This window comes from Vibrio sp. B1ASS3 (genome assembly GCF_905175355.1).
In the GTDB taxonomy this organism is placed as follows: domain Bacteria; phylum Pseudomonadota; class Gammaproteobacteria; order Enterobacterales; family Vibrionaceae; genus Vibrio; species Vibrio owensii.
In genome coordinates, this window is sequence record NZ_HG992742.1 from 2993180 (window position 1) to 3006501 (window position 13322).

At 47.0% G+C, this 13322-nt stretch carries 14 protein-coding genes; 4 read left to right on the plus strand and 10 right to left on the minus strand.

The annotated features are described in order from the left end of the window. Positions 1 to 219 precede the first annotated feature (219 nt). The 3 genes from KJB05_RS13495 to KJB05_RS13505 form a co-directional block, all read right to left on the minus strand. A complete protein-coding gene (locus KJB05_RS13495; RefSeq protein ID WP_208446047.1) occupies positions 220 to 1164 on the minus strand; it encodes a LysR family transcriptional regulator in 945 nt (314 codons plus the stop codon). A gap of 71 nt (positions 1165 to 1235) precedes the next feature. Continuing rightward, positions 1236 to 2207 carry a lytic murein transglycosylase gene (locus tag KJB05_RS13500; RefSeq protein ID WP_005430863.1) on the minus strand — a complete coding sequence of 324 codons (972 nt, stop codon included), beginning with the start codon at positions 2205 to 2207 and terminating at the stop codon, positions 1236 to 1238. Positions 2208 to 2255: 48 nt separating this feature from the next. Next, entirely contained in the window at positions 2256 to 2537 is a 282-nt protein-coding gene (locus KJB05_RS13505; RefSeq protein ID WP_012127285.1) for a YcgL domain-containing protein, read from the minus strand. A gap of 197 nt (positions 2538 to 2734) precedes the next feature. Between KJB05_RS13505 and minC the strand changes: the two genes are divergently transcribed. Genes minC through minE form a run of 3 tightly spaced genes read left to right on the plus strand, consistent with a single transcriptional unit; the run spans position 2735 to position 4493 of the window. Further along, positions 2735 to 3397: a septum site-determining protein MinC gene (minC, locus tag KJB05_RS13510; protein WP_005437686.1), complete on the plus strand. Its 663-nt coding sequence runs from the start codon at positions 2735 to 2737 to the stop codon at positions 3395 to 3397. Between the two features lie 17 nt (positions 3398 to 3414). Beyond that, entirely contained in the window at positions 3415 to 4227 is an 813-nt protein-coding gene (minD, locus tag KJB05_RS13515; RefSeq protein WP_005437688.1) for a septum site-determining protein MinD, read from the plus strand. Positions 4228 to 4229: 2 nt separating this feature from the next. After that, positions 4230 to 4493 (plus strand): cell division topological specificity factor MinE, encoded by a 264-nt coding sequence (gene minE / locus KJB05_RS13520; RefSeq protein WP_005437690.1) that lies wholly within the window; start codon positions 4230 to 4232, stop codon positions 4491 to 4493. A 261-nt stretch (positions 4494 to 4754) separates the two neighbouring features. Here the strand turns inward: minE and rnd are convergent, their stop codons facing one another. The 7 genes from rnd to KJB05_RS13555 all read right to left on the minus strand — a co-directional run bounded on the left by rnd (position 4755) and on the right by KJB05_RS13555 (position 12241). After that, on the minus strand, positions 4755 to 5873 hold the full coding sequence (gene rnd, locus KJB05_RS13525; RefSeq protein ID WP_005446447.1) for a ribonuclease D: 1119 nt from the start codon (positions 5871 to 5873) through the stop codon (positions 4755 to 4757). Positions 5874 to 5960: 87 nt separating this feature from the next. Beyond that, positions 5961 to 7652 (minus strand): long-chain-fatty-acid--CoA ligase FadD, encoded by a 1692-nt coding sequence (gene fadD / locus KJB05_RS13530; protein ID WP_005437015.1) that lies wholly within the window; start codon positions 7650 to 7652, stop codon positions 5961 to 5963. 106 nt (positions 7653 to 7758) lie between these two features. Next, positions 7759 to 8613 (minus strand): alpha/beta hydrolase, encoded by an 855-nt coding sequence (locus KJB05_RS13535; RefSeq protein WP_208446049.1) that lies wholly within the window; start codon positions 8611 to 8613, stop codon positions 7759 to 7761. Between the two features lie 6 nt (positions 8614 to 8619). Further along, on the minus strand, positions 8620 to 9177 hold the full coding sequence (locus KJB05_RS13540; protein WP_208446046.1) for a Slp family lipoprotein: 558 nt from the start codon (positions 9175 to 9177) through the stop codon (positions 8620 to 8622). 25 nt (positions 9178 to 9202) lie between these two features. Next, positions 9203 to 9508 carry a hypothetical protein gene (locus tag KJB05_RS13545; protein ID WP_005437006.1) on the minus strand — a complete coding sequence of 102 codons (306 nt, stop codon included), beginning with the start codon at positions 9506 to 9508 and terminating at the stop codon, positions 9203 to 9205. Between the two features lie 60 nt (positions 9509 to 9568). Next, a complete protein-coding gene (gene tsaB / locus KJB05_RS13550) occupies positions 9569 to 10270 on the minus strand; it encodes a tRNA (adenosine(37)-N6)-threonylcarbamoyltransferase complex dimerization subunit type 1 TsaB (protein WP_208446045.1) in 702 nt (233 codons plus the stop codon). Between the two features lie 45 nt (positions 10271 to 10315). After that, positions 10316 to 12241 carry an ATP-dependent DNA helicase gene (locus KJB05_RS13555; protein ID WP_009698575.1) on the minus strand — a complete coding sequence of 642 codons (1926 nt, stop codon included), beginning with the start codon at positions 12239 to 12241 and terminating at the stop codon, positions 10316 to 10318. Between the two features lie 217 nt (positions 12242 to 12458). Between KJB05_RS13555 and purU the strand changes: the two genes are divergently transcribed. Next, positions 12459 to 13292 carry a formyltetrahydrofolate deformylase gene (purU, locus tag KJB05_RS13560; protein ID WP_005428723.1) on the plus strand — a complete coding sequence of 278 codons (834 nt, stop codon included), beginning with the start codon at positions 12459 to 12461 and terminating at the stop codon, positions 13290 to 13292. The last annotated feature ends 30 nt before the right edge of the window (positions 13293 to 13322 follow it).

Genomic DNA, 13322 nt, shown 5'->3' on the forward strand with positions numbered 1-13322 from the left:
AGGGGGAACAGGAAAGGCGTCGGATTGTATAGAGTGAAAGAAATGCTGCAAGTTGGGGATGTTAACAGGCTGAGAATCTCGACTGCTCACTCTTTAACCAGCAAAATAACTCATTGAATTAAATAAAGATAAACGTTTGCCTAAAGTTATTATTTCCAAATGGAAAAGATGTTTCTGGATTTGGAAAAATTTTGTGATTCAAATCACCTTATGTATTCCCTACTTAGGAATCGAAATATACGGCGCTAATCGCTGATCCCAATGGCAAGGCGAACCGATCTTCTGTTTGATGAATTCGATCACTGCTGAGATCTTTTTCGGCATATGTTGACGACTTGGGTACACCGCATAAAACGGCATGGATTGGCTGGCTCTCCAATATGGTAGAAGCTGGATCAATTTGCCTGAGCGGAATTCATCCCCTAGCAAATAAGTGGCTAAGTAAGCAATCCCCCACCCTGCGATTGCGGCATCACGCACCGCTTCTGCTAAATCGACCGAGTAGTTGCCAGAGACTTTCACATTAAGCTCTTGTTCGCGATTGGTGAACGCCCAACTGGTGTAGTCACGCTCCCAACTGCGGTAAATAAGGCAGTTATGCTGTGACAAGTCATTCGGTTCAGTTGGCGTATCGTGCTTAAGTAGATAATCAGGCGATGCCGCAACCACGAATTGGCAATCTGCTAAGCGCTGAGCGATGTAGCCTTCTGGTAAGTGTTCATTATTGGTGATCCACAAATCCAAACCTTCTTCGAGCATATCGACTTTGTAATCGAACAAATGCACTTCGACTTGCAGTTGCGGGTATTTCTCACGAAGTTCTTGAATGGCAGGAATGATGTGCAACGTACCAAAAGACTGCGACAACCCAAGACGAACCAAACCGGCGACTTCATCGCGTTGGCTTTCCATCTCTAACGTTGCACTGCTAACGGCTTGTACCACTTGTTCACAGTGGTGATAGAAGGTTTGCCCGGCTTCGGTTGGCGTGAAGCTACGCGTGGTGCGTTGCACAAGCTTGATGCCTAGTGACGCTTCCAACTGGCTGAGCTGTTTACTGACGTGAGAAACAGACACACCTAGGCTCTTTGCCGCGGCGGTAAAGTTCTTATGTTTGATCAACGCCGAGAAGATCACCATTTGTGCAGCACGTTCAGATAACACGCAAACCTCGTTTCAAATAGAGAAAACAAAGGGCTCCGAAGAGCCCCTTTTTATTCGTTTATACATTCAACCTAGAATGTGATGCGGTCAGCTAAGTGACTTACCGCCAGTGCGAAGTAGTAAGAGCGGTTCCACTTCATCAACACATTGTAGTTGTTGTACACCAAGTAAGTACGGCCGTTCTCATCGTCTGGCATGATCAGCCAAGCTTTGATGTCTTCGTCCAGTTTAGGAAGTGGGCTGCCATCGTATTTGGTGATGCCAAGCTTGCTCCACTCTTGCAGGTACTTACCTTTTTCCGCTTCGCGACCTTGCAGGTTGTGGTCTATGCCGTGTGGCACTTTAACCTGACGACCCCAGGTGAACTTATCATCCCAGCCAGATTTGCTTAGGTAGTTCGCAGTAGAAGCAAACACGTCCGCTTCTGATTGCCAGATGTCTTTCTTGCCGTCGCCGTTACCATCCGCGGCAAAGCGTAGGAATGAACTTGGCATAAACTGACATTGACCCATCGCGCCTGCCCAAGAACCTTTGAAGTTCTCTAGCTCGATATGACCTTCATCTAGGATTTGTAGCGCCGCCATGGTTTCTTTCCGGAAGAACTCTTCACGACGACCTTCAAATGCCATGGTCGATAACGCGTCGATCACGCGGAAGTTACCAGTGAACTTACCGAAGTTACTTTCTACGCCCCAAAGTGCAACGATAAAGCGCGGCTGCACGCCAAACTCATCGCCAATGCGTTTAAGTTCAGCGTAGTGCTCTTTATACAGTTGCTTCGCTTGTTTTACCTTCCACTCAGGTACCGCGCGCGGAATGTATTCATCTAACGTCAGTTTCTTCTCAGGTTGGTTACGGTCAGCTTTTACCGCGCGTGGTTTGTATTCCACATCAGCAAAAGCGGCACTGATCACCTGTTCGGAAATGCCTTTATCACGCGCTTCTGCACGCAATTTATTTAGGTATTCATCAAAGCCATCGCTGCTTGCAAAGGCTGAAGTGCACATACCAACGCTGAGCATTGCTGCCAGTATCTTTTTCATATCGCCCTCCTTGAGCGAGGCAGAATTCCCAGATGAAAAGCGGTGACGTTATTCGCCTTTCTGCTGGGCTTTTTGTTCTTTGTATTTTTCTAGTAGGTTTTCCGGCGGAGGCGGAACCTGTAGGAAGAAACCATCATTAATTAATGACGCTTTCACTTTCTCGACATCAACTTGTGCCAAAGTACGACCATCAAGTTTGATTGTCATCACCGGCATAGGCTTACCGAACATCTGCATTAGCGTGTCAGGAACCTGTGAGAAATCATCCTTTTTCGGAATATAGAGATAAGTGCCTTCTTTTCTGGAACTTTTATAAATAGAACAAAGCATGACGAGCCTTTTGTGCTGATTTACCCGCTTTGAATGCGGATTTTGTTGAAAACGTAAAATTCTCGCAAACTTGATAGCAAATTTGAGATTAATTCACTTATTTGCCCGCTTGAGAACTTGCTGCGCTAAAGGATGAAATATAACATGACAGACCTAGTTTAAGGCAACGCTCTTTCAATAAAGGCAAGAAGTCCACGATGACCCATTCACCTGACCTTAAAGGTAGCAGTTTTACATTGTCAGTTTTACACCTTTCTGACAACGAGATCGCTAAGACTGTCGAATTTTTGCAAGAAAAGGTTTCTCAAGCACCCTCTTTCTTCGCATCCGCACCTCTGGTTATCAATATAGCAAAAGTAGAAGGCGATATTGATTTCACCGCACTTAAACAAGGCATCGCCGATGCAGGGTTTATTCCGGTTGGTGTGACTGGCTGTAAAGATAAGCGTGTTCAAAACCTTGCCTCAGAAGCGGGCTTCGCCATCATGTCTGCGAGCAAATCTCCAACTCAAGCACCAGCGAAAATGGCGCCGACCAAAATCGTTCGTACGCCTGTACGTTCTGGTCAGCAGATTTACGCCAAAGACGGTGACTTGGTTGTACTAGCACACGTAAGCGCTGGTGCAGAAGTGATTGCTGATGGATCTATCCACATTCATGGCACCCTACGCGGACGCGCCATTGCTGGGGCGAGCGGCCAACAAGAAGCACGAATTATTTGTCACGATTTACAAGCTGAACTGGTTTCCATTGCAGGAGATTACTGGTTGAGCGATCAAATTGAGAGTGAGTATTGGCAAAAGAAAGTAATGATCAGTAAAGCCGAAGAATCATTACATCTAGAAACACTCACGATTTAGTCTAAAAAGGAAATAAAATGGCACGCATTATTGTAGTAACGTCTGGTAAAGGTGGCGTTGGTAAAACCACTTCAAGCGCAGCCATCGCCTCTGGTCTGGCTCTTAAGGGCAAAAAGACTGCGGTGATCGATTTTGATATCGGCTTGCGTAACCTCGATCTTATCATGGGCTGTGAACGCCGCGTGGTGTATGACTTTGTTAACGTCATCAACGGTGAAGCAACGCTTAACCAAGCGATGATCAAAGACAAGCGCACAGATAACCTATTCATTCTTCCAGCGTCTCAAACACGTGATAAAGACGCGCTAACCAAAGATGGCGTGCAACGTGTGTTCACTGAATTGGATGAAATGGGCTTCGACTTCATCATCTGTGACTCTCCAGCAGGTATCGAGCAAGGTGCTCTGATGGCGCTGTACTACGCAGATGAAGCGATTGTAACGACGAACCCAGAAGTGTCTTCGGTTCGTGACTCTGACCGCATCCTAGGTATTTTGGATTCTAAGTCTCTACGTGCTGAGCAAGGTCTTGAGCCTGTTAAGCAGCACCTATTGCTGACGCGTTACAACCCATCTCGCGTAACACAAGGTGAGATGCTAAGCGTTGAAGACGTAGAAGAGATCCTACACATTTCTCTACTGGGCGTGATTCCAGAAAGCCAAGCGGTACTGAATGCATCAAACAAAGGTGTGCCAGTGATCTTTGACGAGAACACAGACGCAGGCATGGCTTACTCTGATACGGTAGACCGCCTACTGGGCAACCAGGTTGAATTTCGTTTCCTTACTGAGGAGAAGAAAGGACTCTTTAAACGACTATTCGGAGGCTAGACATGTCACTACTAGAATTTTTCCGCCCACAAAAGAAAACTTCTGCGAATCTAGCCAAAGAGCGTTTGCAGATCATCGTTGCTGAGCGTCGTAGCCAGAACGATCCTGCGCCTTCTTACTTGCCTCAATTGAAAGAGGACATCTTGAAGGTGATCAGCAAATACGTTGCGATTGATCCAAACATGGTGGATTTGACATTTGAACACAAGGACGATGATATTTCGGTTCTTGAGCTAAACGTGAAGTTGCCAGAAGACGAGAAGTAATTACTTTTCGACTTTGCTTGAGAGTCTTCCTCTTCGTCATTCTGGGCAGCGAGGTACGAGCGTGATTCAGAATCTATTACCAGAGTATTGGTGAAAGAAGGTTTTGGCTTCAAAGCGGACTGTCAGTAGATTCCTAGTCTCACCTAGGTTCGCTGGAATGACCCAGTGGATTAGCCCTGCTAAAATGGGGACTCCAAGTAAAATACAAATGCGTGTTACAAAAAAGGTTGGCGATAGTGCCAACCTTTTTTTATTTGGTACTTACTTCAGTACCTTATTCATCTTCTCGCCGAGTAACTCAAGACGCCAGCCTTGCATCACATCCGGTAGACGCGCTGGGTCGCGGTCTTTCTTCCATACCCAACTGATGATTTGGTTGATCTGCTTTTTAGACGCCAAGAACTCGGTCGCCAAGCCTGATTTTTGCGATGCTACCTTCACCACATCTTTCATGTTCTTGAAGATTTGCTTGTAGCCTGGGTAATCCATCAAACGCTCGATTTTAGCTGGGTAATCATCGGCAGGTGTTTGCTTTGCACTTTTCACGATAGCCGCAATTCGTGCGCCGTGGCGGTTAATCGCACGAATGTCGATGCCTTCCGCTTCCATCTTCTTAAAGCCAGTCAAACCAAGGCGAGCCACTGTCAGCAAATCACCTTCTTTGAAGATAAAGTTCAGTGCTAGGTCACGCTTAATCGCTTCGCGGTAGCGCCAAGTAGCCAAAGGCTTAAGAATCGCTAGTTCAGCCGGTCTTAGCTGCCATGCACCTTTGATGTCTAGGTAGACGGTTTCTTCATTTAAGTTACGAATACGCTTTGATACAAGCAGGTCACTCTCTTGCTGAACCGCTTCCCACCAGCCTGCTTCGTTCACTTTATCTAATAGCTTCTCGTAAAGAGGCATTAGGTAGTGCACGTCAGCCGCGGCGTAATCAAGCTGCTTTTGAGTCAGTGGACGCGCCATCCAGTCGGTGCGAGATTCGCTCTTGTCTAGCTCTACGCCTAGGTATTCTTCCACTAGCGTAGCAAAGCCTGTCGACAGGCCGTGACCCAAGAATGCTGCCATCAACTGAGTATCCACCATCGGGAATGGTGTGCAGCCAAAGGCATTTTGGAAGACTTCTAAATCTTCACCACACGCGTGCAGCACTTTTAGCACTGAGGTGTCTTTTAGCAACTCGACGAACGACGTCATGTCAGTCAGTTCAGTTGGGTCGATAAGGGAAAGTTGTTTGCCATCGAAAAGCTGAATCAAACCTAGTTGCGGATAGTAAGTCCTGATTCGCACGAATTCGGTATCCAGCATAACTACGTCGGCTTCTCTTGCTAGAGCGCAGACTTCTTCTAGGTCTTTGTTTTTCGTAATGATCTGATAGTTCACATGCTTCTCGCTATAAAAAAATGCCAGCAAAACGCTGGCATTCTAACACTATTTGGCAATAAATGATTGTTGCACAAAGAAATCCGCTTATGCGCTCTTCTTCGCTAGCTCTGCGTCGTTCTCTTCACGCAGTACGCGACGAAGGATCTTACCTACGTTGGTCTTCGGTAGATCTTCACGGAACTCAACCAACTTCGGCACTTTGTAGCCAGTTAGGTGTTGGCGACAGTGTGCAATCACTTCGTCTTTGGTTAGGCTTGGATCGCGTTTTACAACGTAGATCTTCACCAGCTCGCCAGACACTTCATGAGGCTGACCAATTGCCGCGACTTCTAACACTTTACCGTGTAGTGCAACTACGTCTTCGATTTCGTTCGGGTAAACGTTGAAGCCAGACACAAGAATCATGTCTTTCTTACGATCAACAATGTGTAGGAAGCCTTCATCATCAAACTTAACGATATCACCCGTCGATAGCCAACCGTCTTCGTTGATCACTTCTTTGGTCGCTTCTGGGCGCTGCCAGTAACCTTGCATCACTTGAGGACCGCGAACTTGAAGCTCACCTGTCTCTGTGTTTGCTAGTGGGTTACCTTCTTCATCAACAATACGTACTTCAGTTGATGGCACAGGCAGACCGATAGAACCGTTATATTCCACTAGGTCGTGCGGATAAGCCGCCACCAATGGAGAACATTCTGTTAGACCGTAACCTTCTAGTAGGTAACAGCCTGTGGTCTTTTGCCATTTTTCAGCGACGGCACGTTGCACTGCCATACCACCACCTACTGCTAGGCGAAGGTTGCTGAAATCTAGCTCATGGAAATCTTCGTTGTTCACTAGCGCGTTAAACAGCGTGTTTACACCAGTAATCGCAGTGAACTGGTATTTTTGCAGCTCTTTCACAAAGCCTGGAATATCGCGTGGGTTAGTGATAAGCAGGTTGTTGCCGCCCATTTCGACGAACAGTAGACAGTTCACCGTCAGCGCGAATACGTGGTAAAGCGGCAGTGCCGTAACAACAAGCTCGCGACCCGGAGACAATACAGGACCATAAGCACCTTTCGCCTGCATTACGTTAGCGATCATGTTGCGGTGCGTCAGGATTGCGCCTTTCGCTACGCCCGTTGTACCACCAGTGTACTGTAAGAATGCGATATCATCGCCAGACATAAATGGTTTCACGTACTGAAGACGACGACCTTTGTGCAGCGCTTTACGCATTGAGATTGCACCCGGTAGGTCGTACTTAGGTACCATGCCCTTCACGTACTTAACCACGAAGTCGACAAGAGTACCTTTCGCACGTGGCAGCATTTGACCAAGGCTGGTCAGAACCACGTGTTTCACTGGCGTGTTTTCTACGATTTGCTCTAGTGTGTTCGCGAAATTAGAAACGATAACGATCGCCGTTGCGCCAGCATCGTTTAGCTGGTGCTCAAGCTCACGAGGAGTGTAAAGTGGGTTCACGTTCACAGCGATACAGCCTGCACGCAAAATACCAAATAGCGCGACAGGGTATTGAAGCAGGTTTGGCATCATAAGAGCAACGCGGTCACCCTTCTTCAGCTTAAGTTCGTTTTGTAGGTATGCGGCGAATGCGCGGCTACGCTCTTCCAATTTGCGGAAGGTCATGACCGAGCCCATGTTCATGAATGCCGGTTGGTCTGCGTATTTTTGAACAGACTGTTCGAACATTTCTACCAAAGACTCATATTGCTCTGGATTAATGGTTTCAGGTACGTCACTTGGATAACGTGAAAGCCATGGTTTATCCACGATGTTACTCCTCGTTTATAACTGGCTAAAAAATAGCGTCCTTTTTATTTTGAGCACTATTACAGCACAGCAAACGTGCTTGAGCACGTAACTCTCAAACACTTGTTTAAATTTTGTTAACTACACCAAGAATTCGCTTTGCGACCTCGAGTGTTTGCTCTAAATGGCAATGATGCCCACCCGCGACAGAAACCACGTTCGGTGGATTTTCGCCCCAATCGAATTGGTTAGACTGTAAATGCTGAAATCCTTTGTCACCCAATATGATTAGGTGCGGACAGCGTATTTGGCTGGTGATCGAGTTCGCGTGATCCTGTGCCATGCGATAAAGAGAATCGCACTTTAATTTGGCATCGTGTCGCCAAAACCATTGGTTATCGCGACATTCAGTTCCGCGCTCTACGATTGGTATCAACTGCTCGGCGGTCAGGTGATTCGCTTGCATGCGTAGCTTTAACGCCAGATCGAAAGAAGCGATAGCTCGCTCCGGTTTGTTGCGTTGACGTTGCCGGCTAAGGACACCATCACGCAGTCGTTTTACGCTATTGGAAGGCTGTTCTGCGAGTGGACCCACTCCTTCAATTTGCACTAACGCTTCGACCTGTTCAGGAAAGGCAGCACTATAGCAACTTGCGATTAAAGCGCCTAGTGAATGCCCTACTAACACCAGTCTGTTTGGCGATAATTCATCCAATAATTGGTGTAAATCAGCAATGTAGTCGTGGAAGGGGTAGTAATTGTCTGAGGATTTATGACTGGATAAGCCATGACCAAATAGGTCAATTGCCAGTAAATGAAGATCAGGATTGCACTGATGGATGGCGTTCATCAAGGTTTTGAAGCTGCCCGCGTTATCCATCCACCCATGAAGAAAAACGACTGAATAAGCAGTCGTTTTTTCGTTTCCGATCTCTAAGGCTGCCATGCTCCCATTTGGGAGTTCGAAACGGCGCTCATTCATCACAGATTATTTAACCTTCTTGATCACCTTGCCGTCTTGAGGGAAATCATTTCGCCACATGCGGCAGTTAATGGAGTAACAAGGGTAGTAATAGGTTGGCGTGTCGTACATACGTACGCGCTCTTCAATCTTCCATAAGCGGTAACCATCGCCTTTGATGACTGGGAAGATGTATTGGTGCTCACCAATTTTGCCTTCTTCTTCGCCCGCGCCTTTGCCAACAACGGTAATAAGTCGGCCTTGGCTAAACGCAACCGGCTCTAGGTAACCATCAAAGTACACTGCGAAGCGACCGGTTGGTTCTTGGTCAATATCCGGCTTACCTGATTTGCTGATTGGTAGGTTTACGATCTCCAGACGCGTTTGGTCTTTCAAGTTATCCACTTTCGCGATAACACCACCAAGGCGGACATCGTTAGCAGCCTGTCCTTGGTCTTCGGCAAAGGCTTTGTAATCCGTCACAACCTGCTCGGTGCTTGCATTCAGCTCTTCAGGAAGAGAGCTACAGGCAGAAAGCCCGAATGCCGCGATAATAACCAGAAAAATACGTCCAGAAAGTTTCATAAACCCCCACTATAAATTCGTTGTTTTACACATAGATATCGACACCAAGTAACTGAGCAAGTTCCTCTTTCTTCGCTCGATTCATGACGTCCATATACTGTTCCATTGCTTTGCGAGCATGACCCTCGGGCAAATCATATTGCACTTGAGCGCGATGAATCTGAGACTCATCCACTTGTTTAATGGAATGCGCGACAGCGTTCGCCACCTTAGAAGGTTGACCAACGGGCTGCTTATCTTGAGCTTTCTTTACCTGCCCTTTTTTACCGACTTTATTGGTGCGATTTGCACCCGGTATTAACGCAGGAGGTAAACCATTGATAGACGCCATAACGCTCCATAAAAATACAGGGCAAACGCCCTGCACTTTGTCATATCATTGAAAGTCCGATTATTCGCGACCCGGAAGTTTCTTCCACGTCACATTATCACGCAGATAAACCGGGCTCGATTCTTCTACTGGGACTGTGTTGCCTTTCTTAAGTTCCTGCTCAGCAAGAATCACGATGTCTTGCGAATCAGGGTAAAGCACATCACCGCTCGTTAAGTTGAATGGCAGTTTGCCAAGATCTTCTTGGTAAGCATCCCAACCAGTACCCGCTTTAGTCCACGTTTTGTCGTCTGCTTGCGCTTCTTCCGCTAGACGCGCTGGTGGAATAACACATTCTGCATCCACACCTGCCCACTCACCGTTTTCTTGGCGAGTGTAACGTGCCCAGTAAACTTCACCCATGCGAGCATCAATCGCAACCGCGGCATTTGTAGCACCGTGTAGGCGGTAGCTTGCTTGTGCCATCGCAGCCAGCGTTGAAACGCCGATCATTGGTAAGTCAGCACCGAACGCCAAACCTTGTGCGATACCAATACCGATACGAACGCCAGTAAAGCTGCCCGGACCACGACCAAACGCCAATGCGTCTAGATCTTGTAGAGTCAGACCTGCTTCTTTCAGTACTTCGTCTACCATAGGCAGTACTTTCTTAGTGTGGTCACGAGGAGCCACTTCACTGCGTGAAATCACTCGGTCATTAACCAGTAGCGCAACTGAACAGTTCTCAGTTGCCGTATCGATAGCAAGAATTTTTGCGCTCATGTAACTCTCTACAATTCTTCTTTAATTTATTGATGCCACAGCGCATTAGTCTGCGGCAGGTTGTTCTGTTTTTAGGAATGTTTTGATTCGTTCCAAATCCCGTGTTCTTGGGATGGGCGGTAAACTGCCGAGGAAGATGCCACCATAATCACGCGTTACCAAACGGTTGTCGCAAATGATTAAGGCACCATGATCTTTTTGGTCTCGAATCAAACGTCCTACGCCCTGCTTTAACGTGATAACCGCATCCGGAATTTGCACTTCTGCAAACGGCTCACCACCACGTAATCGACAATCTTCGATTCGGGCTTTGAGTAGCGGATCATCAGGGGCAGTAAACGGTAATTTGTCGATGATAACACAGCTCAGCGCATCACCTCTAACATCGATCCCTTCCCAGAATGCACCCGTCGCCACCAGCAGCGCATTACCCAACTCCATAAACTCGGCAAGGGTCTTTTGTTTGCTCATCTCACCTTGCATCAGCACAGGCAGATCCAGTACTTCACGGAAGCGTTCACCAAGCTCACGCATCATGCTGTGCGAAGTACAAAGAAAGAAACAACGCCCGTCGTTTTCTTCAATCACAGGCGCAAGCATTCGCACTAGTTTGTCGGCTAAGCCTGGGCTGTTTGGCTCTGGTAAATAACGAGGCACACATAGGCGCGCTTGCTTCTCGTAATCGAACGGAGATGGTAACGAAAACTGCTGCTTCGGCTTCAATCCAAGACGGTCGGTAAAGTGTTTAAAGTCACCCGATACCGCGAGCGTTGCTGAAGTAAAAATCCACGCGCCTTGTTTGATTTCGATTTGCTCATGGAATTTATCCGCCACCGATAGTGGCGTAATGTGCAAAGCAAAGTGACGTGGAGATGTGTCGTACCAGTATGAGTAACCTGTAATATCGACATCACAGACACGGTCAATGCGTCCTTTGATCAGATTGGCACGCTCAAAGGCGGTATCCAGCAATTGGCTTCGACCTAGCGCCAGTTTCAACACGTCAATCGCCAGATCTAAACTATCGGTTAAGCGCACCAATTCACGTTTGATCGATTCCGACTGCAATGCTTCACGCCAGTTACCACGAAAGCCCGGCTCACCCAGTACGATGCGCATATCCATTGCACTTTGCATCAGCTTATCGCCGACTTTTTGCAGTTGGCGCATGTCTTTTGCTTCAGTGCGGTAAGCAATCTCAATGTCTTTAGCGAGCTCTTGGATCTGACGACTAGAAATCGATTGTCCGAAGTATTCACTGGCAATGTCTGGAAGCTGGTGGGCTTCGTCGAAGATAAACACGTCAGCTTCTGGGATCAATTCACCAAAGCCAGTTTCTTTGATCGCAAGGTCCGCAAGGAATAAGTGGTGGTTGACTACAACAATGTCTGAATCCATTGCGCGTTTGCGTGCTTTTAAGACGAAACAATCGGTGTAGCTCGGACACTCTTTACCCAAACAGTTGTCGTTGGTTGAAGTAATGGTCGGGATGATCATGCTGTCTTCTGGCAGATCCTCACAGTCACCTAAATCGCCCGTTTTGGTTTCAGACGACCAAGTGCGGACTTTAACCAATTGAGTCAGCAGTGTTGGATCGGCTTCATTAGTATGGCTCTCGACCATTTGTCGGCTAAGACGATCCAAACATAGGTAGTTGGAGCGACCTTTTAGTAACGCCACTTGTCCATAAAAGCCCAAAGCACTGACCATCAAAGGTAAGTCACGGTGATACAACTGCTCTTGTAGGTTCTTCGACCCGGTACTGATGATGACTTTTTTGCCGCTCAAGAGCGCAGGCACAAGGTAAGCGAAGGTCTTCCCCGTTCCCGTTCCGGCTTCAACCACCAGTTGAGTTTGGTCTTTGATCGCACTGCTGACAGCTTCTGCCATATCGATTTGTGGCTGGCGAGCTTGAAAGCCCGGAATGGCTTTGCCTAACGCGCCCTCAGAGGAGAATGTTTTTGCGATCATGCCTGACATCTGGTTGGAAAAATTGTCGAGAGTATATCAGGAGTTGAGCGTAAACATCAGCCAACAAAAGCACTAGGTTTTAGCATCGCGCGGATAATTTGTTGAAACCGCGCCGAGAATAGATTATTTATGAAGTCAGATTGCAGTACGATTCACGCTTCTGACGTGACCCTTTTATTCGTACGCTAGAAAAATAATGCATGGAAGTATCTGATTTATGGAAAAGAAAACACTGTTAACCCATTGTTCTGACGCACCGGGTTTGATCTCAAAAATCACCAATATCTGTTATAAGCATCAGCTGAATATCGTTCATAATAACGAGTTTGTTGATAACACCAGTGGGCACTTTTTCATGAGAACCGAGTTGGAGGGTTACTTCAACGATCAAACGCTACTCGCCGATTTAGACCAAGCACTGCCACAAGGTGCAAAACGCAAACTCATTAGCTCTCGCCGCAAACGCATCGTTATCCTAGTAACTAAAGAAGCACACTGTCTGGGTGATATTCTGATGAAGACTTACGATGGCAGCTTAGATGTTGAAATTGCTGCGGTTGTTGGTAACTACGACAAACTGCAAACACTCACTGAGCGTTTTGATATTCCCTACCATCACGTTACTCACGAAGATCTTAGCCGTGAAGAGCACGAACAGAAGATGCTTGAAGTGATTGATCAATACGATGCCGATTACCTTGTACTTGCGAAGTACATGCGAGTTCTCACTCCGACTTTCGTAGAGAAATACCGTCACAAGATCATCAACATTCACCACAGCTTTTTACCCGCTTTCATCGGTGCGAAGCCATATCAGCAGGCTTACGACCGCGGTGTGAAGATCATCGGTGCGACGGCGCACTTCGTGACAAATGACTTGGATGAAGGTCCAATCATCAAGCAGGACGTTATTCCAGTGGATCACACGTTCAGCGCACAAGATATGGCGCAAGCAGGTCGCGATGTAGAGAAGAACGTATTGAGCAAGGCTCTGAATAAAGTGATCAATGACCACGTTTTTGTTTACGGCAATAAGACGGTTATTCTTTAAGTTCATCGCATTTGAAAAAAGAAAGGGTTG

Bases quoted from the DNA above. Each gene is read 5' to 3' on its own strand.
- KJB05_RS13500 (WP_005430863.1), bottom strand. From the start codon at position 2,207: ATGAAAAAGATACTGGCAGCAATGCTCAGCGTTGGTATGTGCACTTCA.
- KJB05_RS13505 (WP_012127285.1), bottom strand. From the start codon at position 2,537: ATGCTTTGTTCTATTTATAAAAGTTCCAGAAAAGAAGGCACTTATCTC.
- minC (WP_005437686.1), top strand. From the start codon at position 2,735: ATGACCCATTCACCTGACCTTAAAGGTAGCAGTTTTACATTGTCAGTT.
- minD (WP_005437688.1), top strand. From the start codon at position 3,415: ATGGCACGCATTATTGTAGTAACGTCTGGTAAAGGTGGCGTTGGTAAA.
- minE (WP_005437690.1), top strand. From the start codon at position 4,230: ATGTCACTACTAGAATTTTTCCGCCCACAAAAGAAAACTTCTGCGAAT.
- KJB05_RS13535 (WP_208446049.1), bottom strand. From the start codon at position 8,613: ATGAATGAGCGCCGTTTCGAACTCCCAAATGGGAGCATGGCAGCCTTA.
- KJB05_RS13540 (WP_208446046.1), bottom strand. From the start codon at position 9,177: ATGAAACTTTCTGGACGTATTTTTCTGGTTATTATCGCGGCATTCGGG.
- KJB05_RS13545 (WP_005437006.1), bottom strand. From the start codon at position 9,508: ATGGCGTCTATCAATGGTTTACCTCCTGCGTTAATACCGGGTGCAAAT.
- tsaB (WP_208446045.1), bottom strand. From the start codon at position 10,270: ATGAGCGCAAAAATTCTTGCTATCGATACGGCAACTGAGAACTGTTCA.
- KJB05_RS13555 (WP_009698575.1), bottom strand. From the start codon at position 12,241: ATGATCGCAAAAACATTCTCCTCTGAGGGCGCGTTAGGCAAAGCCATT.
- purU (WP_005428723.1), top strand. From the start codon at position 12,459: ATGGAAAAGAAAACACTGTTAACCCATTGTTCTGACGCACCGGGTTTG.